Genomic DNA, 26,458 nt, shown 5'->3' with positions numbered 1-26,458 from the left:
GACACGAAGGGGAGGAAGGCAATATGAACATTTACGCACTGGTAAAACGCACATTCGATACAGAAGAGAAAATCTCTGTCCAGAACGGCCAGATCGCCGAAGACGGCGCTGAATTCATCATCAACCCATATGATGAATATGCGGTGGAAGAAGCAATCCGTGTCCGCGACGAGCACGGCGGGGAAGTGACTGTCCTGACGATCGGCTCCGAGGAAGCGGAAAAGCAGCTGCGCACGGCACTTGCGATGGGCGCTGACAAGGCCGTCCTGATCAACACAGAGGACGACCTGGACGAGCTGGATGAGTTCGGTGCTTCGACCATCATTGCGGAATATCTTAAAGACAAAGATGCAGACCTCATCATCGCCGGCAACGTAGCCATCGACGGCGGTTCCGGTCAGGTCGGACCGCGTGTGGCGGAGCTGCTTGACATCAACTATGTCACAACGATTACCGAGCTGAAAATCGACGGGGACAAGGCGACTGTCGTCCGCGATGTCGAAGGCGACTCCGAGACGATCGAAGCCCAGATGCCTCTTCTCGTGACGGCCCAACAGGGTCTGAACGACCCGCGCTATCCGTCCCTTCCGGGGATCATGAAGGCCAAGAAGAAGCCGCTCGAAGAGCTTGAGCTTGATGACATCGATCTCGATGAAGATGATGTTGAAGTGAAGGTCGAGCGCGTCGATGTCTTCCTGCCGCCTGAAAAACAGGCCGGCCGTGTTCTTGAGGGAGACCTACAGGACCAGGTCAAGGAGCTTGTCCAGCTGCTCCGCAACGAAGCGAAAGTCATCTGAGCCGACCGGCACATTCGATACAGGAGGGGTAAACTATGTCCAAAAAAGTGATTGTACTAGGGGAAGTACGCGACGGTGCTCTGCGTAACGTCTCGTTTGAAGCGATAGCAGCGGCGAAAAAAATTTCCGGCGGCGGCGAGATCGTCGGAGTCCTGATCGGTGATTCCGTCCAGAATCTCGGACAGGAAATGATCCAGTACGGCGCAGACCGCGTCGTGGCTGTTGAACACCCGCACCTGAAGCACTACACTTCAGACGGCTACGGCCAGGCGTTCATGGCGGTCCACGAGCAGGAAGAGCCGGAAGCGATTGTTTTCGGCCATACGGCGCTCGGCAAGGACCTGTCGCCGAAAATCGCGGCGAAGCTGCAAAGCGGACTTGTATCCGACGTGACGGATATCGAGGGGGAAGACGATGAGGCGGTCTTTATCCGCCCGATCTATTCCGGGAAGGCGTTTGAAAAGGTCAAGATCAACGAAGGCACTGTATTTGTCACGGTGCGTCCGAACAACATCGAGCCGCTTGCACAGGATGCGGGACGCTCCGGTGATGTTGCATCCGTGAGCGCGGACATCCAGAACCTGCGCTCCGTCGTCAAGGATGTTGTTACCAAGGCAACGGACGGTGTCGACATGTCCGAGGCGAAAGTCATCGTGGCAGGCGGCCGCGGCGTCAAGGGCGCGGAAGGATTCGAGCCGCTCAAAGAGCTCGCAGACCTGCTTGGAGGCGCGATCGGCGCGTCCCGCGGGGCATGTGACGCGGACTACTGCGACTACTCGCTCCAGATTGGCCAGACAGGCAAGGTCGTCACACCGGACCTTTATATCGCGGCAGGCATCTCCGGTGCCATCCAGCATTTGGCGGGCATGTCCAACTCCAAAGTCATCGTCGCCATCAACAAAGACCCTGAAGCCAACATCTTCAAGGTTGCGGACTATGGCATCGTGGGAGACCTTTTCGAAGTCATCCCGATGATGATCGAAGAGATCAAACAGCTCAAAGTCAACGCATAATATCAGCGGGGCTGTCCGATGCGGGCAGTCCCGTTTTTAACGGCCGATGCCCGGAATAGCTTTTGATGAAGCGGGTAAACAGACACTGGAGATGCAGGCAGATAGGGCGCCTTCGGACATCTGCAGGATGCAGGCAGAACATTCGCCCGTCATTTGGGCAGGTGCTATAATGAGCCGAGAGTGGTTAATCATGAGGAGGTAATCAAATGGCTATTCAACACGCAACCGATCAAGATTTCCAAACGAAAGTATCCGACGGGCTCGTCCTCGTCGACTTCTGGGCAACATGGTGCGGCCCGTGCAAGATGATCGCGCCGGTACTTGAAGAAGTGGATGCCGAAATCGGCGACAAAGTTCAGATCGTCAAGGTGGACGTTGATGAGAACCAGCAGACTGCCGGCAAATATGGCATCATGTCGATCCCGACACTCGTTCTTTTCAAAGACGGTGAGATCGTCGACAAGGTCGTCGGCTTCAATCCGAAGGAAAAGCTTGTCCAGTTTATCGAGCAGCACGCTTAAGAAACAGAAAGTTGACCGGGTCCCTCAGAGGTACCCGGTTTTTTTGGCAGGTGAAACGATATGAATGAAACAATCCGCCAGAAATTGGCCATATTGCCCGATCAGCCGGGCTGCTATCTGATGAAGGACCGGCAAGGCACGATCATCTATGTCGGGAAGGCAAAAGTGCTGAAAAACAGGGTCCGCTCCTACTTCACGGGTTCGCATGATGCCAAAACGCAGCGTCTCGTGAGCGAAATCGAGGACTTTGAATACTTTGTCACTTCCTCCGATATTGAAGCGCTGATCCTGGAGCTTAACCTGATCAAAAAGCATGATCCGAAATACAACATCATGCTCAAGGACGACAAGACCTATCCCTATATCAAGCTGACCGGGGAACGCCATCCCCGCCTGATTGTCACGCGTAAAGTAAAGAAGGATAAAGGTAAATACTTCGGACCGTACCCGAACGCATATGCTGCGCAGGAAACGAAAAAGCTGCTTGACCGTATTTACCCGCTCCGCAAATGCAATACATTGCCTGACCGGGTCTGCCTGTATTACCATCTCGGCCAGTGTCTGGCCCCGTGCGTCAATGAAGTTTCCAACGAGACCTATAGGGAGATGACAAACGGCATCACGAGATTCCTGAACGGCGGATACAAAGAAGTGAAGGATGATCTGTCCCGCAAGATGCAGGAAGCCGCGGAGAAGTTGGAGTTTGAGCGTGCAAAGGAATACCGTGACCAGATTACCAATATCGAAGCGGTCATGGAAAAGCAGAAAATGACGACTACGGACATGACCGACCGGGATGTGTTCGGGTTTGCGGTCAACAAGGGATGGATGTGCGTCCAGGTCTTCTTTATCAGGCAGGGCAAACTGATCGAGCGGGATGTTTCACTTTTTCCGATCTACAGGGATCCCGATGAGGAATTTCTGACGTTCATCGGGTCATTCTATGACAAGCCGGAGCATTTCCAGCCCAAGGAAATCTTTTTCCCGGAAGGTACCGATCTTGGAATCGTCAGCCAGCTGCTCGACACCAAAGTAACCGTGCCTCAGCGGGGCCAGAAAAAAGATATGGTTAAGCTTGCAGAGAAAAACGCACAGATTGCTCTTTCGGAAAAATTCCAGCTGATCGAGCGGAGGGAACAGCGCACGGTCGGTGCATGTGAACAGCTTGGGGATGCGATGGGCATCGCGACACCTCTCCGAATCGAGGCTTTCGATAACTCCCATACATTCGGGGCAGAGGCAGTTTCCGCGATGGTCACATTTGTGGACGGCCGCCCCGACAAAAAAGGGTATCGGAAATACAAGACAAAAGCAGCGGCACGCCATGACGATTACGGAGCGATGCGCGAGGTGGTCCGCAGAAGGTATGTCCGTGTTCTGCGCGATAACCTGCCGCTTCCCGATCTAGTCCTCATCGACGGCGGAAAAGGGCAGATCAGTGCCGCCAGGGAAGTGATCGAGGACGAACTCGGCCTCGATATCCCGGTCGCCGGGCTCGCCAAGGACGACAAACACCAGACCGCGCTTCTCCTTTACGGAGATCCGCCGGAAGTCGTTCCGCTCAACCGTACCGGTGAAGCCTTCTATCTTCTGCAGCGCATCCAGGATGAAGTGCACAGGTTTGCCATCACATTCCACCGGCAGAGAAGAGGGGCGAAATCCCTTACTTCCTCGCTGGACGGAATCCCGGGGGTCGGGGCCAAGCGGAAAACTCAGCTGCTCCGCCATTTCGGATCCGTCAAGAAAATCCGCGCGGCGGGGGTGGCCGAGCTGAAGGAAGCTGGCCTCCCGCAGTCAGTCGCAGAGACAGTGGAACAGTATTTTAAGGAACAGGAAAAGACAAAAGGAGCAAAGAAGTCCGGGACCGGTGAATAAAAGGAGCGACGGGATGAACTGGAGAATCGTTGAAGATGCCATCATCAGGGCGCGGGAGGAAGGAAAGTTCGAAAATCTACCGGGAGCGGGCAAACCTCTGCCGAAGGATGAGCTGGAGCATGTCCCCGCGGACATCCGGATGGCCGTCCGGATCCTGAAAAACAGCGGCTATGATGAAGAGGCACTGTTTGTTCAGAGGGAGATGAACGAACTGGGAAGCCGGCTCAAACATGCTCCTGATGAAGAAAAGCGCGAGCTGGAACAGGCCTATAACAGTCAGATGAGGAAAATGAACAGTCTTCTTTCCAAGAAAGGCCTTCAAACCAACAGTTCGGCGTTCAGGCAGTACAGCCGGCAGATCCATGACCGCCTAAAATGGGACTGACATCAAAAAGATGCCGTGCGGCAGGGTATCGTCGCACGGCATCTTTATTGTTTTTCGTGAATCATTCCCAGGCCAGGATCAGTTTAACGATTCCCTGCCTGCGATCGGGTTCCGGTCTGCATTCGGAATTCTTGCCATTGATTTTCTGGTACTGGCCTGCCAGGAATCCGGCTTCCGCCGTATAGCAGCGAGTCCCTTTTTTTACCTGCTCCGGATCGGGGGAAAGAATATAGACGATTTCCCGTTTGCCCAATGACTCCTGCGCGAGTTCTCCCCACCCGGCTTCCCGGAAGAAGCCGGGTGCTTCATCCATTTCGAACAACGGGAATGTCGAGGCCAATTCTTTGCCTGCCCAGTAGAGGATTTCTTCTTCATGCCTGCCCAGGACGGAAGGAAGGATATGGTCGCGGAATAGGGCATAGCCGAACGCTGTCGGCCCTGCTTGTTCCACTTTTTCCTGATCCGGTTTTAACTCCATTTATGTTCGCCTCTTCCGTTAAAAAACTTTGCCGGAAGCTTTTTAGCTGCCCCGGAACCGCTGACGCGGCTTTTGTCGAAAATGTGACCGTCATCTTGATTTCACTTTACTCTAGGAGTACAATGGTCATGTCTTATTATTGTAATCATGATGAAATAAGCAGTCAATGTCCGCTTCTGCCACCAGGTGGGGGCGTCCTTGCCTGCCTGTTTGTCAGTACTAAGGGGGGTAAAAGATTTCATGAGAGATTCTGATTTTGGCTTGCGCCGGCTGCACTCGCTTTTGGGGATCATCCCGATTGGCCTGTTCCTCACGCAGCACTTGGTGATCAACCACTTTGCAACGCAGGGTGTCGAGGCATTCAACACTGCGTCGGATTTCATGGGCAATTTGCCTTTTGTCCTATGGCTTGAGTGGATTGTCATCTACATCCCGCTCATGTTCCACGCGTTCTTCGGCCTGTACATCGCATTCACCTCGAAGCCGAACACGAACCGCTACGGTACATATCGGAACTGGATGTTCCTGCTGCAGCGTATCACAGGTGTATTCCTCGTGATTTTCATCGCTTGGCACATCTGGCAGACACGTATCCAGAAGGCGCTTGGCGCCGAAGTGAACTTCGACATGATGGCGGACATCTTTGCCAATCCGTTCATGATCGCGTTCTACCTGGCCGGTGTCATTGCAGCAACATTCCACCTGGCTAACGGCTTCTGGTCGTTCCTCGTCACATGGGGCATCACACAGTCTCCGCGCTCGCAGCGCATCTCCACGCTGGTCATGATGGGCCTGTTCCTCGTCCTGTCCGTGATCGGCATCCGCGCCATCTTCGCATTCGTGTGATGACTGGCGTCCCGTGTCACCTACTTTGATCTAACTGAGGAGTGAAAGATAGAATGGCGAAAAGCAAGTTGATCGTCGTCGGCGGCGGCCTTGCCGGCCTGATGGCGACGATTAAGGCTGCCGAAGCAGGCACACCTGTCGAATTGTTCTCCCTCGTTCCTGTAAAACGTTCCCACTCCGTCTGTGCGCAGGGCGGCATCAACGGTGCGGTCAACACGAAAGGGGAAGGCGATTCCCCTATGATCCACTTTGATGACACCGTGTACGGCGGTGACTTCCTGGCGAACCAGCCTCCTGTAAAAGCGATGGCTGAAGCGGCTCCGGGAATCATCCACCTGATGGACCGGATGGGCGTCATGTTCAACCGGACTCCTGAAGGTCTGCTCGACTTCCGCCGTTTCGGCGGAACGCTCCACCACCGCACGGCTTTTGCCGGCGCGACGACCGGCCAGCAGCTTCTTTACGCGCTGGACGAGCAGGTCCGACGCTTTGAAGTGGAAGGCCTCGTCAAGAAGTATGAAAACTGGGAGTTCCTCGGAATCGTCCAGGACGAGGAAGGAGTCTGCCGCGGCGTTGTCGCGCAGGACCTGAAAACGATGGAAATCCAGACATTCCGTTCGGATGCCGTGATCCTGGCAACCGGCGGACCGGGGATCATCTTCGGTAAATCGACGAACTCCGTCATCAACACAGGCTCCGCTGCAGCAATCGCTTATCAGCAGGGCGCAACCTACGCGAACGGCGAGTTCATCCAAATCCACCCGACGGCAATCCCTGGGGATGACAAGCTCCGTCTCATGTCCGAGTCGGCACGCGGCGAAGGCGGCCGTGTATGGACTTACAAGGACGGCAAGCCTTGGTACTTCCTCGAAGAAAAATATCCGGCTTATGGTAACCTCGTACCGCGTGATATCGCGACTCGTGAAATCTTCGATGTGTGCGTCAACCAGAAGCTCGGTGTCAACGGCGAGAACATGGTATACCTTGACCTCTCCCACAAAGATTCCCGCGAGCTCGACATCAAGCTCGGCGGCATCATTGAAATCTATGAGAAATTCACCGGCGACGATCCGCGCAAAGTGCCGATGAAGATCTTCCCTGCGGTCCACTACTCGATGGGCGGCCTCTGGGTCGACTATGACCAGATGACAAACATCCCGGGCCTCTTCGCTGCAGGTGAAGCGGATTACTCCATGCACGGCGCAAACCGTCTTGGTGCGAACTCCCTCCTGTCCGCAATCTACGGCGGTATGGTTGCAGGGCCGAACGCCGTCAAGTATATGGCTGGCCTCGACAAGCATGCCGAAGACCTATCTTCGACGATCTACGATAACGTAATCAAGTCGGAAGGGCAGAAGTGGGAAGACATCATGAAGATGGACGGCAAGGAAAACGCCTATGTCCTTCATAAGGAACTCGGCGAGATCATGACCGATAACGTCACGGTCGTCCGCTTCAATGACAAGCTGCAGGAGACGGACTACAAGATCCAGGAACTCCTCGAACGCTACGAAAATATCAACGTCCATGATACTTCCCGCTGGTCCAACCAGGGTGCGGCATTTACCCGCCAGCTGAAGAACATGCTTTACCTGGCACGGGTCATTACAATCGGAGCACTTAACCGTGACGAAAGCCGCGGCGCGCACTATAAGCCGGACTTCCCTGAGCGGAACGATGAAGAGTTCCTGAAGACGACAATGGCTTCGTTCAACGGCGGCGCCAACGCACCGAAGTTCGAGTATGCCGATGTCGATGTATCCCTGATCAAGCCGCGTAAGCGCGACTATACATCGAAGCACTGATCTCTGCGAAAGGAGACGTATAACAATGGCTGAAACTGCTGTAAAGGAACGGAATGAGGCGACGGCCGCTAAGACCGTCCGCTTTAAAATCCAGCGTCAGGATAGCCCGGAATCGAGCCCTTATTGGGAAACGTTCGAAGTCCCTTACCGCCAGAACATGAACGTCATTTCGGCGCTCATGGAAATCCGCCGGAACCCGGTGAACACTGAAGGTAAGCAGACTTCCCCGATCCAATGGGAAATGAACTGCCTGGAGGAAGTCTGCGGTGCCTGCTCGATGGTCATCAACGGCCGCCCGCGCCAGTCGTGTACGGCGCTTGTCGACCAGCTGACCCAGCCGATCACGCTTGAACCGATGCGTACGTTCCCGGTCGTCCGCGACCTGGTCGTTGACCGTGAAGTCATGTTCGACTCGCTCAAGAAGGTCAAAGCATGGGTTCCGATCGACGGTACGTATGACCTCGGAGAAGGCCCGCGTATGCCTGAGCGCAAGCGCCAGTGGGCATATGAGCTTTCCAAGTGCATGACTTGCGGCGTCTGCCTCGAAGCATGCCCGAACGTCAACGACAAGACGAACTTCATCGGCCCTGCGCTGATTTCTCAAGTCCGTCTGTTCAACTCGCACCCGACAGGCGCGATGAACCGTGACGAGCGCCTGGATGCCCTTATGCAGGACGGCGGTCTCGCAGAATGCGGTAACTCGCAAAACTGTGTGGTCGCTTGCCCGAAAGGCATTCCGCTCACTACTTCGATCGCTGCGATGAACCGCGCGGCATCTGTTTATTCCTTCAAGCGCTTCTTCGGCTCCGACCACATGGTCGACTGATGCTGCGCACAACCCCCGCACCGGCCTGTCCGGAATGCGGGGGTTTTTTTATGCCCGAAACGAGCGTCCATGCCGTGTCACATCCGGTCGTTGACTTATATAGTAGGGGCATGCCTTCTGTTTCCAACCGGGACTCCATCTGTTATCATAGTAGAATGAATAGTCATTCATTTTGATTGGAGGAAAAGGATCATGAGGGCATCATACATCGGAGATTTCGAGGAATGGAAGCAGGGATTCAACTTTTCGGTTCCGGTCACCGTCCGTTTTTCCGAGACGGATATGTTCGGACACCTGAACAATACGGTCAACTTCACTTATTTTGAACATGCCAGGATCGAATATCTGAAACATCTCGGTCTCATGGAAAACTGGCTGGATTCGGAGGAGGGCGCAATCACGGTCGTCGCAGATCTGCAATGCGATTACCTGAAACAGGTGTTTTTTGATGAGCAACTGGATATCCACGTCAAAACGGCAAGGGTCGGGAGCACTTCCCTGGACATCCATTACTTGGCGGCCGGCCCTGACGGGGAGCCTGCATTTACCGGCCGGGGAACGATTGTCCAGGTCAGCAGGAAGACAGGAAAACCGCTGCCTTGGTCCGACAAGGCACTTGATGCACTCGGTGCCGCATCTTCCATCGTCCGATAAACATTCGAAAGCCGGGCAAACGCCGTCACCGCCGGACCCGTCCCTTCATACTCTACGATGAAGAGTTGAGGGGAGGGGCGCTACGTGGCGGATGAGCTGCATCATCGTTCATTGCTGACCGGAAGGGAAAGAGAAATCTTCCAGCTGTTGGTGAAGGATCACACAACGAAAGAAATTGCAGCCAAGCTGGGGATCAGCGAAAAGACCGTCCGGAATCATATTTCAAACACCATTCAGAAGTTAGGGGTATCCGGACGCGCTCAGGCAATAGTCGAGCTTCTCCGGCTTTCGGAACTCTCGCTTGACTAAATATACTTGCCATTCCGCACGAAACCGTTCACAATGTAACTATTCAAACGGTTTCGGGAGTGGTGAGTTGATGGCTGGCTTGAACGGAGAGGACCTGCAGCACGACGGGGAAGAAATCGCGTTCGTCGAAAAAGAGCTTCGGCATATCTCGGCACTGATCAAACAGAGCGGTCGGGAGATTCTTGACAATTATCCGATTACTCCACCCCAGTTCGTGGCACTGCAATGGCTGCTCGAACACGGAGACATGACGATCGGCGACTTGTCGAACAAGATGTATCTGGCTTTTTCGACGACAACCGATCTCGTTGACAGGATGGAGAAGAACCGCCTTGTAAAGAGGGTGCGTGACGATCAGGATCGCCGTGTCGTCCGGATTCATCTGCTCGAGGACGGGGAGCGCATCATCCAGGAAGTCATCGAAAAACGGCAGAAGGATCTCCAGGCCGTGCTGTCCGACTTTTCGGCAGAGGAAGTCGTCCTGCTTTCCGGCATGCTGTCCAAGCTGCATGCAGGCATGAAAGAAGGCAGGAAGCGAAGAATGGAACTGAAAAATACACAACGATGATTGTTGGGCGGCAAAGTGCCCGGAGCCGGTGGAGCTTCGGGTTTTTCGCCGTCCCGGAACGGTTATGATACGATGAGACGGCAAATGCCGTGCGGAAGGAGTGGTTCTGATGAATGAAGTGATCATCGCAACGAAAAACAGGGGAAAGGCAAAGGATTTTGAAGCGCTGTTATCCCCGTATGGAATCCGGGTTCTGACACTTTTCGACGTGGCGCCTGATCTCGATATCGAGGAGACGGGCACAACATTCAGGGGAAATGCCGCACTCAAGGCCGAGACGGTGGCCGCACAGCTCGGCAAAATGGTGATTGCGGATGACAGCGGACTATCCGTGGATGCCCTGGACGGCAAGCCCGGTGTCTATTCTGCCCGCTACAGCGGCGAGGGGGCTACAGATGAACGGAATATCGAGAAGCTGCTTTCCGACCTGTCTGCAGTACCGGACGAAGAACGCACTGCACGCTTTGTGTGCGTGCTTGCCATTGCCGCACCAGGAACCGAAACACGATTTTTCGAAGGGGCATGTGAAGGGCGCATCCTGAGGGCACCGGCAGGGGAAAACGGGTTCGGCTATGATCCAATCTTTTATGTGCCGACAGAAGAACGGACGATGGCCCAGCTGACCCCTGAAGAAAAAGCGGCTGTCTCACACCGGGGCGAAGCCATCCGCAAGCTTGAAGAAAAAGCCGGTGAAGTGTTCGGGGAAAGGCCATGACCGTTTGGCGGATTGCAGTGATGAGCGATTCCCATGGTGACGTGAAAACGGTCCGGCAGTTTTTGGACAAGCAGCTTGACGCGGATCATCTCGTCCATTGCGGAGACAGTGAACTCTCCGCGCATGATGAACTGCTCGGACAGATGATCTCGGTCAAAGGCAACTGTGACCCTGACGGACTTCAGGAGCATCGGATGTTTGAGGCGGGAGAGTTCCGGGTGCTCGTCACGCACGGCCATCTGGAGCGGGTCAAGTCCGGCATGCTGCCCATCCAGTATCGGGCAGAAGAAACCGGTGCGGACATTGTCCTGTTCGGCCATACCCACCTGTATGGTGCCGAAGTGCAGAACGGCGTCCTTTATGTGAATCCGGGCAGCACCCACAGGCCTCCGTCAGGGCGTCCGGCAACTTATGCGGTGATCGAAGGGGAGGCCGGCGGTGTCTCGGTCAGCTTCCTTCATCCCGACGGAAAAGTGGCAGATACAGCTGTCTTTACTGATTTTAAGAAACGCCGTTGACTTTCATCGGCAAGGACCCTATAATTATCTTTGTCTTGCGCAGCCGGAAGGTTGCCTTTTCCTTGTCCCAGTAGCTCAGCAGGATAGAGCAACAGCCTTCTAAGCTGTCGGTCGGGGGTTCGAATCCCTCCTGGGACGTCAGAAGCATCGCCGGAGGCGGTGCTTTTTGTTTTTCGGCCGGGAAACCGTTTTACATGGGATTTTGCGTGACGCAAAAGCATATGCACAGCGTCTTGCGGCTATGCTATCATTGATGAAAAGAAGGGGGTGGGACTGATGCGCAGGAAGAGACGCCAGCTCAGAAAACACGGCAAGGTCATCGTGATGCCGGGTACATTCGAACGGCTGATGGATGATGGCCTGCGCGCGGTCTCCGAGGAACGCTATGATGAGGCGGCCCCCCTCATCCGCCAGGCCCTTTCCTACGAGCCGGGGCATGCAAGCCTTCTCGGGGCCCTCACCGTCGCGCTTTATGAACTTCGTGAGTACGCGGAAGCCAAAGAGGCCGCGACACGGTATCTGCAGGCCGGTCCTTCCAACTACATCGAAGCAATGGAGCTTTATCTGTCCATCTGCATTCAGCTCCGGGACTATGATGAAGTGGAGGACACGATTTCCGCACTGCTTGAAGAAGGGATCATTCCGGAGGAGCGCCGGGAAAAGTTTGTTTATCTTCAGGGCCTGAACCGGAGGCTCCTTGACCGCTATGAAGAGCCGCCCGATACGCCGGAAGGGCCGCCGGATCTGGAAAAATTTCTTGCTTTGCCGGAAGGTGAGCAGCACGAATGCCTTTCATCCGTTCCTGACAGCGAGCTTCCCGAATGGTCCGGCTTCCTTGCCGGGCTGGTGGAACATGAGTCTGCGCTGCCGCTTGTAGTGACGTATGCACTTGTCCTTCTTGCGGGAATCGGATATGATTCTCCGGTGACCGTACAAAAGTTCGGCGTCCGGGAAACCGTCATCCCGGCACGTCTCCCGGGTCCCGGTGATATGCAGAAAGCCGGAGAGGTGGAGGACATCCTGAAAGACCTGTTTACACAGGATCCGTCCAAGGAGCAGATCGCCGTCCAGCTTCTGCGAACTTACCGGTTCACCGCGTATCCGTTCGAATGGCCCGGGCACTCCTCGGCGGAGGTCGCGGATGCGTACCATACATATATAGAAAGCCTGTTTGACGGTACAGATGCCGGGGCACACCCGGTCATAGACCTCATCAACAAAATCGAACTATTCCACAATGGCCGGCAGCTATGAAATTCTTGAATATGCACTCATCTGTGCTATACTGAGAAAGTTGTCAAACCAGTGAACACAAGCGCTCAAAAAGCGAATTATATCGTCTGGAGGTATGTAAACATGGCAGTAAATTGGGAAAAGCAAGAAGGTAATGAGGGTATCCTCACATTTGAAGTTTCGGCAGAAACATTCAGCAAAGGTCTGGATCAGGCATTCAAGAAGGTCGTCAAGCAAGTAAACGTACCGGGCTTCCGCAAAGGGAAAGTTCCGCGCAAAATCTTCGAGCAGATGTTCGGCGTAGAATCCCTCTACCAGGATGCAATCGATGCAGTCCTGCCTGAGGCCTACACAAACGCAATCGACGAAGCAGGCATCAACCCGGTTGCACAGCCGGAAATCGATGTCGAACAGATCGAAGCCGGACAGCCGGTCGTCTTCAAAGCGAACGTAACAGTCAAGCCTGAAGTCAAGCTCGGCGAGTACAAAGGCCTTGAGGTTGAACGCCAGGAAACAGCTGTCACTGACGAAGAAATCGAAGAGCAGCTGAACGACCGCCGCCAGGGCAATGCTGAGTTCGTCATCAAAGAAGACGAGCCGGCAGCAGAAGGCGACACGGTTGTCATCGACTTCGAAGGCTTCACGGACGGCGAGCCATTTGAAGGCGGAAAAGCGGAAGGCTACGAGCTTGAACTCGGATCCAACAGCTTCATCCCAGGCTTTGAAGAGCAGCTGACAGGCGTAAAAGCAGGCGAATCCAAAGACGTGGAAGTATCTTTCCCTGAGGAATACCACGCAGCGGAACTCGCGGGCAAGCCGGCAACATTCAAAGTGACGGTACATGAAGTGAAATCCCGCGAACTTCCGGAGCTTGACGATGAGTTCGCAAAAGAAATCGACAGCGAAGTTGCAAGCCTTGACGAGCTGCGCAGCAAGATGAAGGAACAGACAGCTCAAGAAAAGAAAGACGCATCCGAAGCGGCTCTCCGCGATGAGCTTGTCGAGCAGGCTGCGAAAAACGCAGACATCGAAATTCCTGAAGTGATGGTAGAAGGCGAAGTTGACCGCATGATCCAGGAATTCGGCCAGCGTCTTCAGCAGCAGGGCATGACACTCGACCTGTACTACCAGTTCTCCGGACAGGACGAAGCGGCACTCCGTGCACAGATGAAGGAAGATGCGGAAACGCGCGTGCGTGTATCCCTCGTCCTCGAAGCCATCGCAGAAGCGGAAGGCGTGACTGTCGGAGAAGAAGATATCCAGGAAGAGCTCAAGACAATGTCCGGCCAGTTCAACATGGACACCGAGCAGATCAAGCAGATCCTCGGCGGCACGGAAATGCTTGAAAACGACATCCGTTTCAAGAAGACGATCGAATTCCTCGTCGAAAACGCAAAAATCAGCGAATAATCCACCTCTGCCATCAGGGGCAAAAAAATGAAAGAAACAGGCGCCGGTTGACTCCAGCGCCTTCTTTCATACATTGGGGAGCTTTTTTCGCGCCAGGTGTACCCGGTACGAAATGTTTGCCAACGATTAGGCAATCTTGTAAGATTGTCACTTGAATAGGGGTGAACGACTTTGTTTAAATTCAACGATGAAAATGAAAACCTGAACTGCTCCTTCTGCGGCAAACCACAAGAACAGGTCCGCAAACTGGTTGCCGGTCCGGGTGTCTATATCTGTGACGAATGCATCGAGCTCTGCTCCGAAATCGTCGAAGAGGAAGTCGGCACCGGAGAAGAAGGCTTCGAACTCAAGGATGTTCCGAAACCTCGCGATATCCAGACAATCCTCGATGAGTATGTGATCGGGCAGGACCGTGCGAAAAAGGCATTGTCCGTTGCGGTATATAACCATTATAAGCGTGTCAACTCCAACTCCAAGATTGACGACGTGGAATTGGCGAAATCCAACATTGTGCTGATCGGGCCTACAGGCAGCGGGAAAACCCTCCTTGCCCAGACTTTGGCACGCATTCTCGATGTGCCGTTTGCCATGGCGGACGCTACATCACTGACGGAAGCCGGCTATGTAGGCGAGGACGTCGAAAACATTTTGCTGAAGCTGATCCAGTCAGCGGACTACGATATCGAGCGTGCCGAAAAAGGCATCATCTATATTGATGAAATCGATAAGGTTGCCCGGAAATCCGAGAACCCGTCGATCACACGCGATGTATCCGGAGAAGGCGTGCAGCAAGCGCTCCTGAAAATCCTTGAAGGCACAGTTGCGAGTGTTCCGCCACAGGGCGGCCGCAAGCATCCGCATCAGGAATTCATCCAGATTGACACGACGAATGTCCTGTTCATTGTGGGCGGAGCTTTCGATGGCATTGAAGACATCATTAAGCGCCGGATCGGCAAGAAGGTCATCGGTTTCGGCTCCGAAAAGGCGAATGCGGACGACGAACAATCGCTGCTTTCCCGCCTGATTCCGGAAGACCTGCTGCGCTACGGCCTGATTCCTGAATTTATCGGACGTCTGCCGGTTCTTGCCAGCTTGGAACAGCTGGATGAGGACACGCTTGTCCAGATTCTCACCGGGCCGAAAAACGCGGTCGTCAAGCAATATCAGAAGATGCTCGAGCTGGACAGTGTCCGCCTGACCTTCGAAGATGAGGCGCTCCGTGCCATCGCCGCAGAGGCGATCGAGCGCAAGACAGGCGCCCGCGGACTCCGGTCGATCATCGAGAAAATCATGCTCGATGTCATGTATGACCTACCATCCCGCGAGGATGTGGTGGACTGTATCATCACGAAGGATTCTGTCACCGACGGAGCTGAGCCGCTTCTCCTTGATGAGAATGGCGATCCGGTCGGCAATGACTCTGATAACGAAAAGACATCGGCTTGATCCAACTGGAAGAGCCGGCATCCATCTGCCGTCTTAGCGGCAGCGGACGGATGCCGGCTTTTTCGCAACGGATAAGTTTTAACCCGTATCGAAACGGACATGAATACATGGAGGTGACTCCGAATATGCCGACAAATAAAATGAATGATATTCCATACTTGCCCCTGCGGGGGATGCTGGTGTTTCCGAAAATGGTGCTCCATATCGACGTTGGCCGTGAGCGGTCGATGGCGGCGATCGAGCGTGCCATCGTGGAGGAGAACAAGATCTTCCTCGTTTCCCAGCGTGACATTTCCGTTGAACAGCCGACCCTGAAAGAACTGTACGGGACAGGCATACTTGCGGAGGTGAAGCAGACAGTCAAGCTTCCGAACGGGACGATGAGGGTCCTGATCGAGGGGCTGGATCGTGCAAAGCTGATCGCACTTGATGATGGGGAGTCATATTCAACTGCCAATATCGAGCTGATCGAGCCGGACCGGGAATCCGATATCGAGCACGAAGCATTAATGAGAACGCTGCTGGAACAGTTCAAGAAATACACGAAGCTCTCCAAGAAAGTCACCGATGAGACTTACGAGTCGGTGGCTGACATTTCCGAGCCCGGCCGTCTTGCCGATATGGTTGCGGCCAATCTTCCGCTGAAAGTGGCCGGCAAACAGGAAGTGCTTGAGCTGTTTAACGTAAAGGAACGGATCGAATGGCTGATCAGCCGCCTCCTCAATGAGCAGGAAGTACTCAGCCTGGAGAAGAAGATCAACAAGCGTGTCAAAGAAGCGATGGAAAAGACACAAAAAGAGTTCTACCTGCGTGAACAGATGAAAGCCATCCAGACGGAGCTCGGCGATGCGGACGGCAAAGGCGGGGAAACTGCGGAACTGCGTGAACGGATTCTGGAATCAGGGATGCCGAAGCATGTGCTTACCGCAGCCCTGCGCGAGCTGGACCGTTACGAACGTCTTCCTGCGGCCGCAGCGGAAAGCGGCGTCATCCGGAGTTATATCGACTGGCTGCTTGCCCTTCCATGGACTGAAGAGACAGAGGACCGCCTTGACCTGAACCGCGCCGAACGGATCCTGAACCGTGATCATGACGGCCTGGAGCAAGTTAAGGAACGGATCCTTGAATACTTGGCCGTCCAGCAGATGACCGGTTCCCTTCGAGGGCCGATCCTCTGTCTGGCGGGTCCTCCAGGGGTCGGGAAAACGTCGCTTGCACGTTCTATCGCGGAATCGCTTGGAAGGAAGTTTGTCCGGATCGCGCTTGGCGGCGTCAGAGATGAATCCGAAGTCCGGGGACACCGGCGTACGTATGTAGGTGCCATGCCGGGACGGATCATCCAAGGGATGCGGAAAGCGGGGACCGTCAACCCGGTCTTCCTGCTGGACGAAATCGATAAGATGTCGAACGACTTCCGTGGAGATCCGTCTTCCGCAATGCTCGAGGTACTGGATCCGGAGCAGAACCATAACTTCAGCGACCATTATATTGAAGAAACCTATGATCTCTCGAAGGTGATGTTCGTCGCGACCGCGAACGATCTCAGCATGATTCCGGGGCCGTTGCGTGACCGCATGGAAATCATCACGATCCCCGGCTACACCGAGCTGGAAAAGCAGTTGATCGCGAAAAACCACTTGTATCCAAGGCAGCTGGAGCGCCATGGCCTGACAAAGGCGCAGCTCCGCATCTCGGACGAGGCGTTCCGTTATCTGATCCGCTACTACACGCGCGAAGCCGGCGTCCGTTCATTGGAACGGCAAATTGCCGCCATCGCACGAAAAGCGGTGAAGCGCATTATATCCGGCAAGAACAAGCGTGTCCAGGTTTCACCGAAAGTTGTCGTTGAGATGCTCGGTAAGCCGAAATTCCGCTATGGCATGGCCGAGCTGGAAAATCAGGTGGGCGCTGCGACCGGGCTTGCCTATACGACAGTAGGGGGGGATACCCTTCAGATTGAAGTGTCCCTGTCCGCAGGAAAAGGCAAGCTCATCCTTACCGGCAAGCTTGGGGACGTCATGAAAGAGTCGGCGCAAACGGCGCTCTCGTATGTCCGTTCCCATGCCGAGGAGCTCGGAATCGACCCAACCTTCCACGAAGACACCGATCTTCATATCCACGTGCCCGAAGGGGCCGTACCGAAGGACGGGCCTTCAGCCGGCATCACGATCGCAACGGCGCTTGTTTCTGCGCTGACAAAGCGGCCGGTACGGAGGGAAGTCGGCATGACCGGCGAAATCACGCTGCGCGGCCGTGTCCTGCCGATCGGCGGCCTTAAAGAAAAGACATTGAGCGCGCACCGCGCGGGATTGACAACCATTGTCATCCCTGCGGACAATGAACGGGATATCGAGGACATCCCCGACACGGTCCGTGAAGAGCTGACTTTCCACCCCGTCAGCAATGTGACGGAAGTGCTGGAAATCGCTCTGGAGGAGGAACAGAAATGAAAGTAAACAATGCTGAGATCACCATCAGCGCGGTCAAGCCGGAACAGTATCCCGATGAGGGCTTTCCGGAATTCGCGCTGGCGGGACGCTCGAATGTCGGTAAATCGTCGTTCATCAACAAGATGATCGGCAGAAAGAGCCTTGCCAGGACATCGTCCAAGCCGGGTAAGACGCAGACACTCAATTTCTACAAGATTGAGGACTCCTTCTATTTTGTAGATGTGCCGGGCTACGGCTATGCGAAAGTTTCAAAATCAGAACGCGAGGCGTGGGGCAAGATGATCGAGCGCTACCTGACAGGCCGCGAGCAGCTTAAATCTGTCATCCAGCTCATTGACCTCCGCCACCCGCCATCTGAAGATGACATCATCATGTATGATTTTCTGAAGCACTACAACCTGCCGACGATCATCGTCGCCACCAAGGCGGATAAGATTCCGAAAAGCAGGCTGCCTAAGCACCGGAAGATCATCAAGGAAGCACTCGGTCTCGAAGAAGGCGACCCGTTTGTCCTGTTTTCCTCCGAAACGGGTCAGGGCAAGGAAGAAGCCTGGGCCATCCTTGAAAAACGAATGAAGTGAAAACCGGATTTATTATAGGCAGCGGCAGCCTTTCCTCTTTGGAAAAGGCAAGCCGCTGCTTTTTGTTCTGAATGCGGTACATACGGCACAGGATTTCTACATACACTGGCAGGACGGGGAATTATCCATTTTGGAGCGGCTGCCAGGTTTAGTCCGCCCGCTGGATGTATATAGACAACCATATCCTTTATTTACATAGGCGGGTTTTTTGATTCGCCGATTTTCTTTTGCTATACTTTGATTGTAATCATTATAAAGTGGCTTTCATGGCTTGTTCACATTTGGGCCGGTTCCGGGCTGAATGGCGTGGTATAATGAGAGCCGTGAAATGAAAGAACGTGAGAGGTGTGACACCTTTATGTATTCCATTGTCGTCGGTGTAAACTACCGGACGGCGCCTGTCGAGCTCAGGGAGCGGCTCAGTTTCCTTGAGTCCGACCTTCCCGCGGCCATGCAGGCGCTGCAGAATGAAAAAAGCATCCTGGAGAATGTCATTGTCTCGACATGCAACCGCACCGAGATCTATGCCGTCGGGGATCAGCTTCATACTGTGCGTTATTATGTCAAACGGTTCCTTGCTAAGTGGTTTGGGATGGAGCTGGAAGAGATTGAACCGTATCTTACCATCGAAGTGCAGGACGAAGCAGTCCGTCATCTGTACAAGGTCGCTGCGGGCATCGACTCAATGGTTCTCGGCGAAACGCAGATCCTCGGACAGGTGCGCTCAAGCTTTATGATCGGACAGGAACACGGTACGACCGGTACCGTCTTTAACGAGCTGTTCAAGCGGGCGATCACCAATGCGAAGCGAGCGCATTCCGAAACGGAAATCGGTGAAAATGCGGTTTCCGTCTCCTATGCTGCAGTCGAACTGGCCAAGAAAATCTTCGGTTCGCTCAGCCGCAAGCATGTTGTGATTGTCGGCGCCGGCAAAATGGGAGAGCTGGCCATCAAGAATCTGTACGGAAACGGCGTAGGTAAGGTGACCGTCCTTAACCGAACGCTCAGCAAGGCGGAGGCGATGGCCGAGAAGTTCAACGGGACCGCCAAGCCGATGAATGAACTTCAGTGCTCACTGCTTGAGGCCGACATTGTGATCAGTTCGACAGGCGCACAGGATTTTGTCATCGACTATGACATGATGAAAGATGTCGAGAAGCTGCGAAAGGGCAAGCCGCTCTTCATGGTCGACATCGCGGTCCCTCGTGACCTCGATCCGAAAATCGGAGACCTGTCAAACGTCTTCCTGTATGACATCGACGATCTGCACGGCATTGTCGAAGCGAACCTTGCCGAACGCCGCCGCGCGGCCGACCAGATCATGGACATGATCGAAACGGAACTTGTCTCCTTCGACGAATGGCTGACAACGCTCGGGGTCGTTCCGGTCATTTCCGCACTCCGCAAGAAGGCACTTTCCATCCAGGAAGAAACGATGGAAAGCATCCTCAACAAGATGCCGGACCTGACGGAGCGTGAGAAGAAAGTCCTCAGCAAGCATACAAAGTCGATCATCAACCAGATGCTGAAGGAACCGATCCTGCAGGCCAAGGAAATTGCGGGATCACCGGATGCCGCACGCCAGCTTGAGCTGTTCCAGCGGATCTTCGGAATCGAAGAAGCCGTCGCGGAAGAGTATGCCGAAACGGCGGTGCGTGCAAAGGAAAAACGGGCCAAGGAAGCCGGCCTGGCCGCCATGAAACCGTCACCGGTGAACTGATTGTTTTTAAAGGGCGTTTCCGCATCTATGTGATACACTATAGACGCGGAAACGCTCTTTTTTAATAAGAAAGCAGAGGGTTTCAATGACCGAATTCGGACTGATGAGGCTGCATGAGGCCATGGTCGTCCTCTATGCGGCCAGCCTTGTGTTCTATTTTATCGACTTTTTGAACAGCCAGCCGAAAGCGAGGAAAGCTGCATTCTTCACGCTTGCTGCAGTCTGGGTGATGCAGACGATGTTCCTTATCGGGAATATCCTGGAGGAGCAGCGTTTTCCTGTGCTCAGCCTTTCGGAAGGCATTAATTTTTATGCATGGCTGCTGATTACGATGTCGCTCATTGTCCACCTGTTCAGGAAAGCCCATTTCGCTGTGTTTTTCCTGAACGTGATCGGCTTTGCGGCAGTTGTCATCACGGCTTTCGGGGAAGCGGGAACACCCGGCAGCGCAGTTGGTGAGGCGCTCATTTCGGAACTGCTGTTTATCCACATCACTTTCGCGATGATCTCTTATACGGCCTTTTCGCTGTCATTTGTTTTTGCGATCCTTTATCTGCTCCTTTACCGAACACTGAAAAACAAAAAATGGGACGGCCGCTGGGGCAGGCTGCCATCTCTCGAGCAAGCAAAGCGCGCGATGACCATTTCAGTCGTCGTCGGGGTGCCGGTTCTTCTCATGAGCCTGATACTCGGGCTCCAGTGGGCTTTTATCGCGGCAGGGCCATTCCCGGTGTGGGACCCGAAAATCATCGGTTCGTTTCTTCTGCTTGTCATTTACTGTGTGCTGCTGGTCTTGCAGAACCGCGGCAAGCTGAACGGACCTGACATCGCCTGGGGACATATCCTGGCATTTCTTGCGGTAATCGTAAATTTCCTGCTGATCAGCAGGTTATCCGTGTTTCATTTCTGGTATTGATATTTGAAAGGGTGGGTTCACTTTGAGAAAAATCATTGTCGGTTCAAGACGCTCCAATCTGGCGCTTACGCAGACCAACTGGTTTATCGACCAGCTGAAGGAAGCGGGTGTGCCGTTTGAGTTTGAAGTAAAGGAGATTGTCACAAAAGGCGATAAGATCCTGGATGTCATGCTGTCGAAAGTCGGAGGAAAGGGTCTGTTCGTCAAAGAGATCGAGCAGGCGCTGATCGACAAAGAGATCGATTTTGCCGTGCACTCCATGAAGGACATGCCTGCCGAGCTTCAGGAAGGCCTGACGGTCGGCTGTGTGCCGGAGCGGGAAGATGTGCGTGACGCCTACATCGCAAACGGGCATATCCGCCTGGAAGATCTTCCTGCAGGGGCGGTTGTCGGAACATCAAGTCTCCGCCGCAGTTCCCAGCTGCTCATGATCCGTCCGGACATTGAGATCAAGTGGATCCGCGGCAACATCGAGACGCGGCTCAGAAAGCTCCGTGACGGTGAATATGATGCAATCCTCCTGGCTGCTGCGGGACTCAACCGGATGGGCTGGGATCAGGAACTCGTCACCCAATACCTGGAGCCGGAGCAGTGCATCCCGGCTGTGGGACAGGGTGCCCTTGGCATCGAATGCCGTTCGGATGACGAGGAACTTCTGCGCGAGCTTTCGAAACTTACCGAACCGACTACGGAACAGGCTGTCACGGCGGAGCGTACGTTCCTGAATGAAATGGACGGAAGCTGCCAGGTGCCGATCGGCGGCCACGCGATTGTGGACGGCGGCCAGATCCGCTTCACAGGCTTTGTGGCATCGCCTGATGCAGGAGATGTATTCCGTGCGACCGTTATGGATGCGGACCCGGTCAATGCCGGAAAGGAGGCGGCACGCATGCTGAAAGAGCAGGGTGCCGACGAAGTCCTCCGGAAAGTGAAGGCGGACCTTGATGCGTGACAAACATCCTCTTTCTGGCATGACGGTGATTTTCACCGGAACCCCGAAGGCGAAGGAAGCGGTGGCTTCCGTCCAGCTGCAGGGCGGCAATCCCGTCATCCTGCCGCTCATCAAGACCGTTGAGAAAATCGTTCCGACCGATTCGCTGAGGATGCAGACGTGCACTTCCTATGAATGGCTGATCTTCACCAGCGCCAACGCGGCACATTATTTTGGCCTAAAGATGGAACAGGAAGGCTTCACGGCGGAAGACATCCCTGTAAAGATCGCGGCTGTCGGAAGTGAAACGGCCAAGGCGCTGGAAAACATCGGTTTCCGGGCGGATTTCATTCCGGCTACGTTCAGCGCGGATCATTTCGTTGAGGAATTCCCATCGGTTTCCGATGAGAACGATCGCTGCCTGTTCCTCAAAGGTGACCTCGCGAAGGAAACGATCAAGGAAGGGCTTCCGAATGAAGTAGATGAGTGGACCGTCTACGAGACGGTTAACGACGAGGAGGGCATCCGCGAACTGGCGGATGAGCTCAGAAAGGGCGGCAGGATCGCCGTGCTGTTCGCAAGCCCGTCTGCCGTCAGGGTGTTTGATCAGCATATCGCGCCGGATACCGGATGGGCCGGCTTCACGATCGGTGCGATCGGCCATGTGACCGAACAGGCGCTGCAGGAAGCAGGCGCAGCGGTCCATGTGAAACCCGAACGGTACACACTGCTCGACCTCGTCCGGGAATTAGGCAACCGAAAGGAAGGAATCTCATGAATGAACTTCAGTTTGCACGTCATCGCCGCCTGCGCAACTCCGCAGCGATGCGCGCGATGGTGCGCGAGACCGTTCTGAATAAGGAAGATCTGATCTATCCGATTTTCGTAGCGGAAGGGAAAGACATCCGCACGGAAGTCAGTTCGATGCCAGGGGTCTACAACTTGTCGCTTGACCATCTTGGCGCAGAAGTGGACGAAGTTGTGTCACTTGGAATTCCGGCAGTTCTCCTGTTTGGAGTGCCTGAGCATAAGGACGCGGAAGGCACAGAAGCATACCATGACCACGGCATTGTCCAGGAAGCGACACGCCTGATCAAGGAGCGCCATCCGGAACTGCTAGTCGTTGCGGATACATGCCTGTGCGAGTATACGGACCATGGCCACTGCGGCCTGATCGAGGAAGGCCGTATCCTGAACGACCCGTCGCTCGACCTTTTGGCCCGCACAGCTGTCAGCCAGGCCAAGGCAGGAGCGGATATTATCGCACCGTCCAATATGATGGACGGCTTTGTTTCGGTGATCCGCCAAGCTTTGGATGAAGCAGGCTTTGAAGATGTGCCGATCATGTCCTATGCGGTGAAGTATGCATCCGCCTACTACGGACCATTCCGTGAGGCTGCGGGCAGCACGCCGCAGTTCGGTGACCGGAAAACATACCAGATGGACCCGGCCAACCGGCTTGAAGCGATCCGTGAAGCGCAGTCCGACATCGAGGAAGGCGCGGACATGCTGATCGTGAAGCCATCGCTGTCCTATATGGATGTCATGCGCGAAGTCAAGGACTTCTCCGGCGTGCCGGTTGTCGCCTATAACGTGAGCGGCGAGTACTCGATGATCAAGGCCGCCGCACAGAACGGCTGGGTCGACGAGGAAAAGATCGTCATGGAGACACTGACATCGATGAAGCGCGCAGGCGCCGACATGATCATCACGTACTTCGCGAAAGACGCGGTACGATACATGGAGGGGAACTGATTTGGCCCGATCGTATGAGAACTCGAAAAAAGCCTTTTCCGAAGCAGTCAATCTGATGCCGGGCGGCGTCAACTCGCCGGTCCGCGCATTCAAGGCGGTCGACATGGACCCGCTCTTCATGGAACAGGGCAAAGGCGCTGTCATCACTGATATCGACGGCAATGACTATATCGACTACGTCCTGTCCTGGGGACCGCTGATCCACGGCCATGCCGATGCCGATGTCGTCGCGGCGATCAATGAACAGGCCGCAAAAGGATCCAGCTTCGGCGCTTCCACACTTGCCGAAAACGAGCTTGCGAAAATCGTGATCGACCGCGTGCCGTCGATCGAGATGATCCGCATGGTGTCGTCCGGCACTGAAGCGACGATGAGCGCTCTCCGGGTGGCACGCGGTGTCACCGGACGCGACAAGATCCTGAAATTCGAAGGCTGCTACCACGGCCACGGGGATTCGCTGTTGATCAAGGCCGGTTCAGGAGTTGCGACACTCGGCCTGCCTGACAGCCCTGGAGTTCCTGCTTCGATTGCAGGCAATACGATTACCGTTGCCTACAACGACCTTGACGCTGTGCGCCAGGCATTCGAAAACTTCGGTGAAGACATTGCCGCGGTCATCGTCGAACCGGTCGCGGGCAACATGGGTGTCGTTCCTCCGAACGAAGGCTTCCTGGAAGGACTCCGTGAAGTCACCGAACAGCACGGCTCGCTCCTGATCTTCGACGAAGTCATGACCGGCTTCCGTGTCGGCTATAACAGCGGACAGGGACTGTTCGGCGTAACACCAGATCTTACCTGCCTCGGCAAAGTCATCGGCGGCGGCCTCCCGGTCGGTGCATTCGGCGGGAAACGCGAGATCATGGAACAGGTCGCTCCGGCCGGCCCGATCTATCAGGCCGGCACGCTATCCGGCAACCCGCTCGCCATGGCGGCAGGGATTGCGACTCTGAGCAAACTCACGCCTGAATCGTATGACCACTTCAAGGCACTTGGCGACCGTCTGGAAGCCGGCTTCCGCGAAGCGGCAGAGGCGAACAACATCCCTCATACCGTCAACCGTGCCGGCTCGATGATCGGCTACTTCCTCACAAACGAGGACGTAACCGACTTTGAAAGCGCGAAGACGTCCGATACAGAACTGTTCGGCAAGTACTACGCCCTGATGGCGGAAGAAGGCATTTACCTGCCGCCGTCCCAGTTCGAAGGCGTCTTCATTTCCACCGCCCACACCGAAGCGCATATCGACCGCACGGTGGAGGTATTCCACAAAGTGTTCAAACAGCTGAAGCGATAATGATTTGTGTGACCGTCCCGGAATGGGGCGGTTTTTTTGTTGTGGCAGGTGTCATCGTGTACTTTCAGCGGGCCATGGTGTACTTTCGCCGTGCCATCGTGTACTTTCAGGACCGCTTAGTGTACTTTCGCTCATTATGTCAACTCAGCTATCCTAAATGAAGTGGCCAGCTCCAAGCCGCCATTCCACAGTCAACAATCTGCGTTTCCCAAAAATAGACCGCCCGTCTTCGCCATATTGGAGCCTTCGGATGCATATATTGTTTTATGCGCGAACATACAGAGGAGGAGAGGCAGATGGCGAAGTCGGCATGGACGATGGAGCAGACGTTCCGCTTTCCGCAGGGATGCGGCGAGCCGGTGCGTGCGGAATCAGTGAATGTGACGCCCCAGTACACGGACGAGCATACGGAGAATGCCTACCGGCTGACCGGTATTTATCACCTGACGTGCATGGCGGTGTTTGACGGGGAAGGGGGCACTCCCGAGCCGGAGGGTGCGACGATGATCGAGGAGATCGACCTGAGCGGGGAGACAGGCTACTTTGAGTATGCGGTTCCCCTTTATATCGACCTTCCGGCGGAGACTGGCGACGGGGCATCGATAAAAGCACAGGATGTCCGTGCTCATGTGAATGAAGACGGGGCGCTTTGCGTCACCTGGAAAGTGGATTGCCTGTACGGTGACAATATGGATGATGAATCAGATGAAGCCCAGGCAGCAGCCCCGAAAGCGGAAGTGTTGGAGACAAATGATGAATCGTCTTCCCGGCCTGAAAGCAGCAGCCACCGCAGGGAGGCGGTTCCGGAACTGGCCGTTCGAGAGGAGTCGGAATCTGCATCAGTACGTGCTGCTGCCGAGCCTGAACAAAGGCAGCAGGTGGCCGTCGCAGTGAGCCCGGAAATACCGCAGGCAAGGGCCGATGCGTCCACGCAAAACAGCCCGGATGAGGTCAGGGCATTCATCTCGGGCCTCGAAGATACGTATACCGTCTTTTCCTATCCTTCATATAAAATCCTTGTAAAACGCGACACAGAGTCCGATTAACAAGATCAGCAGAAGAAAATCGCCAGTAGTCGGCACAAACAATGTGCGGATCAGCTGGAACACGGTGATCGGGATGATGATCGCCTTGCAGTAAAACCGGATTTTTCTGAGGCATGGCGGCAGGAGCCACGGGTTATAGTTCTTTCTCAAATGGGACACCTCCTTTCGTATTGACGGGCGGTTGCCGGTTTTGTACAATAAATGAAATGGATAACGATGCAGTGAGCGGGAAGAGTAGGACCGGATGTTGTCCGGAGAGAGGGAGCGGCTGGTGAGAGCTCCCGTCAGCGCCGTCCGAAGTCGCCCGTGAGCAGCCTCCGCGAACCGAGTAGCGGAGTGCCGGTCAGACGACCGTTATCGTTTTGA

27 protein-coding genes, 1 tRNA gene and 1 other annotated feature (1 of these 29 running past the window's edge) are annotated in these 26,458 nt (G+C 54.8%); of the genes, 26 read left to right on the top strand and 2 right to left on the bottom strand.

Annotated elements, in window-relative coordinates; genetic code table 11:
- Window positions 1–23 precede the first annotated feature (23 nt).
- The 5 genes from BMX91_RS07115 to BMX91_RS07095 all read left to right on the top strand — a co-directional run bounded on the left by BMX91_RS07115 (window position 24) and on the right by BMX91_RS07095 (window position 4,591).
- On the top strand, window positions 24–797 hold the full coding sequence (locus BMX91_RS07115) for an electron transfer flavoprotein subunit beta/FixA family protein (protein WP_092051501.1): 774 nt from the start codon (window positions 24–26) through the stop codon (window positions 795–797).
- A 35-nt stretch (window positions 798–832) separates the two neighbouring features.
- Entirely contained in the window at window positions 833–1,810 is a 978-nt protein-coding gene (locus BMX91_RS07110) for an electron transfer flavoprotein subunit alpha/FixB family protein (protein WP_092051498.1), read from the top strand.
- A 206-nt stretch (window positions 1,811–2,016) separates the two neighbouring features.
- Complete coding sequence (gene trxA / locus BMX91_RS07105; RefSeq protein WP_008301163.1) at window positions 2,017–2,331, top strand: thioredoxin; 315 nt, start codon at window positions 2,017–2,019, stop codon at window positions 2,329–2,331.
- A gap of 60 nt (window positions 2,332–2,391) precedes the next feature.
- Window positions 2,392–4,206, top strand: a complete 1,815-nt coding sequence (gene uvrC / locus BMX91_RS07100; protein ID WP_092051495.1) for an excinuclease ABC subunit UvrC — start codon at window positions 2,392–2,394, stop codon at window positions 4,204–4,206.
- A 13-nt stretch (window positions 4,207–4,219) separates the two neighbouring features.
- Window positions 4,220–4,591, top strand: coding sequence for a DnaJ family domain-containing protein (locus BMX91_RS07095; RefSeq protein ID WP_092051492.1), 372 nt, complete (start codon window positions 4,220–4,222; stop codon window positions 4,589–4,591).
- Window positions 4,592–4,652: 61 nt separating this feature from the next.
- On the opposite strand, the gene BMX91_RS07090 is transcribed toward BMX91_RS07095, so the two are convergent.
- Complete coding sequence (locus tag BMX91_RS07090) at window positions 4,653–5,069, bottom strand: DUF2507 domain-containing protein (RefSeq protein WP_092051489.1); 417 nt, start codon at window positions 5,067–5,069, stop codon at window positions 4,653–4,655.
- A 240-nt stretch (window positions 5,070–5,309) separates the two neighbouring features.
- Between BMX91_RS07090 and BMX91_RS07085 the strand changes: the two genes are divergently transcribed.
- From BMX91_RS07085 to BMX91_RS06985, 21 genes are all read left to right on the top strand, one after another.
- Complete coding sequence (locus tag BMX91_RS07085; protein ID WP_092051486.1) at window positions 5,310–5,915, top strand: succinate dehydrogenase cytochrome b558 subunit; 606 nt, start codon at window positions 5,310–5,312, stop codon at window positions 5,913–5,915.
- 53 nt (window positions 5,916–5,968) lie between these two features.
- Window positions 5,969–7,720, top strand: a complete 1,752-nt coding sequence (sdhA, locus tag BMX91_RS07080) for a succinate dehydrogenase flavoprotein subunit (protein WP_092051483.1) — start codon at window positions 5,969–5,971, stop codon at window positions 7,718–7,720.
- Between the two features lie 25 nt (window positions 7,721–7,745).
- Window positions 7,746–8,546: a succinate dehydrogenase iron-sulfur subunit gene (sdhB, locus tag BMX91_RS07075; protein WP_092051480.1), complete on the top strand. Its 801-nt coding sequence runs from the start codon at window positions 7,746–7,748 to the stop codon at window positions 8,544–8,546.
- Between the two features lie 192 nt (window positions 8,547–8,738).
- Entirely contained in the window at window positions 8,739–9,200 is a 462-nt protein-coding gene (locus tag BMX91_RS07070; protein WP_092051476.1) for an acyl-CoA thioesterase, read from the top strand.
- An 84-nt stretch (window positions 9,201–9,284) separates the two neighbouring features.
- A complete protein-coding gene (locus BMX91_RS07065; protein ID WP_092051473.1) occupies window positions 9,285–9,509 on the top strand; it encodes a helix-turn-helix domain-containing protein in 225 nt (74 codons plus the stop codon).
- A gap of 70 nt (window positions 9,510–9,579) precedes the next feature.
- On the top strand, window positions 9,580–10,077 hold the full coding sequence (locus BMX91_RS07060) for a MarR family winged helix-turn-helix transcriptional regulator (protein ID WP_092051470.1): 498 nt from the start codon (window positions 9,580–9,582) through the stop codon (window positions 10,075–10,077).
- A 109-nt stretch (window positions 10,078–10,186) separates the two neighbouring features.
- Window positions 10,187–10,792, top strand: a complete 606-nt coding sequence (locus tag BMX91_RS07055; RefSeq protein ID WP_092051467.1) for an XTP/dITP diphosphatase — start codon at window positions 10,187–10,189, stop codon at window positions 10,790–10,792.
- Window positions 10,789–11,310, top strand: a complete 522-nt coding sequence (locus BMX91_RS07050) for a metallophosphoesterase (RefSeq protein ID WP_092051464.1) — start codon at window positions 10,789–10,791, stop codon at window positions 11,308–11,310. The genes BMX91_RS07055 and BMX91_RS07050 overlap by 4 nt, the downstream gene beginning before the upstream one ends.
- A gap of 64 nt (window positions 11,311–11,374) precedes the next feature.
- Window positions 11,375–11,448 (top strand) — tRNA-Arg (locus BMX91_RS07045).
- 138 nt (window positions 11,449–11,586) lie between these two features.
- On the top strand, window positions 11,587–12,564 hold the full coding sequence (locus BMX91_RS07040; protein WP_092051462.1) for a tetratricopeptide repeat protein: 978 nt from the start codon (window positions 11,587–11,589) through the stop codon (window positions 12,562–12,564).
- A gap of 102 nt (window positions 12,565–12,666) precedes the next feature.
- The gene (tig, locus tag BMX91_RS07035) at window positions 12,667–13,953 is read left to right on the top strand and encodes a trigger factor (protein WP_092051460.1); all 1,287 of its coding nucleotides are present in this window, start codon (window positions 12,667–12,669) and stop codon (window positions 13,951–13,953) included.
- 171 nt (window positions 13,954–14,124) lie between these two features.
- Window positions 14,125–15,399 carry an ATP-dependent protease ATP-binding subunit ClpX gene (gene clpX, locus BMX91_RS07030; protein ID WP_092051458.1) on the top strand — a complete coding sequence of 425 codons (1,275 nt, stop codon included), beginning with the start codon at window positions 14,125–14,127 and terminating at the stop codon, window positions 15,397–15,399.
- 125 nt (window positions 15,400–15,524) lie between these two features.
- Window positions 15,525–17,849: an endopeptidase La gene (gene lon / locus BMX91_RS07025; RefSeq protein WP_092051456.1), complete on the top strand. Its 2,325-nt coding sequence runs from the start codon at window positions 15,525–15,527 to the stop codon at window positions 17,847–17,849.
- Entirely contained in the window at window positions 17,846–18,430 is a 585-nt protein-coding gene (gene yihA / locus BMX91_RS07020) for a ribosome biogenesis GTP-binding protein YihA/YsxC (protein ID WP_092051455.1), read from the top strand. Before lon ends, yihA begins: the two co-directional genes overlap by 4 nt.
- Window positions 18,431–18,788: 358 nt before the next feature.
- Window positions 18,789–20,150: a glutamyl-tRNA reductase gene (gene hemA / locus BMX91_RS07015; protein ID WP_092051453.1), complete on the top strand. Its 1,362-nt coding sequence runs from the start codon at window positions 18,789–18,791 to the stop codon at window positions 20,148–20,150.
- Window positions 20,151–20,235: 85 nt separating this feature from the next.
- Window positions 20,236–21,066: a cytochrome c biogenesis protein gene (locus tag BMX91_RS07010; RefSeq protein WP_092051450.1), complete on the top strand. Its 831-nt coding sequence runs from the start codon at window positions 20,236–20,238 to the stop codon at window positions 21,064–21,066.
- Window positions 21,067–21,088: 22 nt separating this feature from the next.
- Window positions 21,089–22,018: a hydroxymethylbilane synthase gene (gene hemC, locus BMX91_RS07005; protein ID WP_092051447.1), complete on the top strand. Its 930-nt coding sequence runs from the start codon at window positions 21,089–21,091 to the stop codon at window positions 22,016–22,018.
- On the top strand, window positions 22,011–22,775 hold the full coding sequence (locus BMX91_RS07000) for a uroporphyrinogen-III synthase (RefSeq protein WP_092051444.1): 765 nt from the start codon (window positions 22,011–22,013) through the stop codon (window positions 22,773–22,775). Before hemC ends, BMX91_RS07000 begins: the two co-directional genes overlap by 8 nt.
- Complete coding sequence (hemB, locus tag BMX91_RS06995; protein ID WP_092051441.1) at window positions 22,772–23,752, top strand: porphobilinogen synthase; 981 nt, start codon at window positions 22,772–22,774, stop codon at window positions 23,750–23,752. The genes BMX91_RS07000 and hemB overlap by 4 nt, the downstream gene beginning before the upstream one ends.
- A 1-nt stretch (window position 23,753) precedes the next feature.
- A complete protein-coding gene (hemL, locus tag BMX91_RS06990; protein ID WP_092051438.1) occupies window positions 23,754–25,046 on the top strand; it encodes a glutamate-1-semialdehyde 2,1-aminomutase in 1,293 nt (430 codons plus the stop codon).
- Between the two features lie 296 nt (window positions 25,047–25,342).
- Complete coding sequence (locus BMX91_RS06985; RefSeq protein WP_092051435.1) at window positions 25,343–26,092, top strand: hypothetical protein; 750 nt, start codon at window positions 25,343–25,345, stop codon at window positions 26,090–26,092.
- Here BMX91_RS06985 and BMX91_RS06980 read toward each other — a convergent pair.
- Window positions 26,051–26,251 (bottom strand): hypothetical protein, encoded by a 201-nt coding sequence (locus tag BMX91_RS06980; RefSeq protein WP_407640871.1) that lies wholly within the window; start codon window positions 26,249–26,251, stop codon window positions 26,051–26,053. The genes BMX91_RS06985 and BMX91_RS06980 overlap by 42 nt on opposite strands.
- Before the next feature lie 53 nt (window positions 26,252–26,304).
- Window positions 26,305–26,458 (top strand) — a binding site (T-box leader) (it continues 70 nt past the right edge of the window).

It is taken from the genome of Bhargavaea ginsengi, from assembly GCF_900109165.1.
Lineage (GTDB): Bacteria > Bacillota > Bacilli > Bacillales_A > Planococcaceae > Bhargavaea > Bhargavaea ginsengi.
This window is presented reverse-complemented; position numbering and strand designations above follow the sequence as displayed.

Bases quoted from the DNA above. Each gene is read 5' to 3' on its own strand.
- trxA (WP_008301163.1), top strand. From the start codon at position 2,017: ATGGCTATTCAACACGCAACCGATCAAGATTTCCAAACGAAAGTATCC.
- BMX91_RS07115 (WP_092051501.1), top strand. From the start codon at position 24: ATGAACATTTACGCACTGGTAAAACGCACATTCGATACAGAAGAGAAA.
- BMX91_RS07090 (WP_092051489.1), bottom strand. From the start codon at position 5,069: ATGGAGTTAAAACCGGATCAGGAAAAAGTGGAACAAGCAGGGCCGACA.
- BMX91_RS07010 (WP_092051450.1), top strand. From the start codon at position 20,236: ATGACCGAATTCGGACTGATGAGGCTGCATGAGGCCATGGTCGTCCTC.
- BMX91_RS07095 (WP_092051492.1), top strand. From the start codon at position 4,220: ATGAACTGGAGAATCGTTGAAGATGCCATCATCAGGGCGCGGGAGGAA.
- BMX91_RS07000 (WP_092051444.1), top strand. From the start codon at position 22,011: ATGCGTGACAAACATCCTCTTTCTGGCATGACGGTGATTTTCACCGGA.
- hemB (WP_092051441.1), top strand. From the start codon at position 22,772: ATGAATGAACTTCAGTTTGCACGTCATCGCCGCCTGCGCAACTCCGCA.
- tig (WP_092051460.1), top strand. From the start codon at position 12,667: ATGGCAGTAAATTGGGAAAAGCAAGAAGGTAATGAGGGTATCCTCACA.
- sdhB (WP_092051480.1), top strand. From the start codon at position 7,746: ATGGCTGAAACTGCTGTAAAGGAACGGAATGAGGCGACGGCCGCTAAG.
- uvrC (WP_092051495.1), top strand. From the start codon at position 2,392: ATGAATGAAACAATCCGCCAGAAATTGGCCATATTGCCCGATCAGCCG.
- BMX91_RS07040 (WP_092051462.1), top strand. From the start codon at position 11,587: ATGCGCAGGAAGAGACGCCAGCTCAGAAAACACGGCAAGGTCATCGTG.
- BMX91_RS07060 (WP_092051470.1), top strand. From the start codon at position 9,580: ATGGCTGGCTTGAACGGAGAGGACCTGCAGCACGACGGGGAAGAAATC.
- BMX91_RS07050 (WP_092051464.1), top strand. From the start codon at position 10,789: ATGACCGTTTGGCGGATTGCAGTGATGAGCGATTCCCATGGTGACGTG.
- hemA (WP_092051453.1), top strand. From the start codon at position 18,789: ATGTATTCCATTGTCGTCGGTGTAAACTACCGGACGGCGCCTGTCGAG.
- BMX91_RS07070 (WP_092051476.1), top strand. From the start codon at position 8,739: ATGAGGGCATCATACATCGGAGATTTCGAGGAATGGAAGCAGGGATTC.
- yihA (WP_092051455.1), top strand. From the start codon at position 17,846: ATGAAAGTAAACAATGCTGAGATCACCATCAGCGCGGTCAAGCCGGAA.
- BMX91_RS07055 (WP_092051467.1), top strand. From the start codon at position 10,187: ATGAATGAAGTGATCATCGCAACGAAAAACAGGGGAAAGGCAAAGGAT.
- BMX91_RS07085 (WP_092051486.1), top strand. From the start codon at position 5,310: ATGAGAGATTCTGATTTTGGCTTGCGCCGGCTGCACTCGCTTTTGGGG.
- lon (WP_092051456.1), top strand. From the start codon at position 15,525: ATGCCGACAAATAAAATGAATGATATTCCATACTTGCCCCTGCGGGGG.
- BMX91_RS07110 (WP_092051498.1), top strand. From the start codon at position 833: ATGTCCAAAAAAGTGATTGTACTAGGGGAAGTACGCGACGGTGCTCTG.
- sdhA (WP_092051483.1), top strand. From the start codon at position 5,969: ATGGCGAAAAGCAAGTTGATCGTCGTCGGCGGCGGCCTTGCCGGCCTG.
- BMX91_RS06985 (WP_092051435.1), top strand. From the start codon at position 25,343: ATGGCGAAGTCGGCATGGACGATGGAGCAGACGTTCCGCTTTCCGCAG.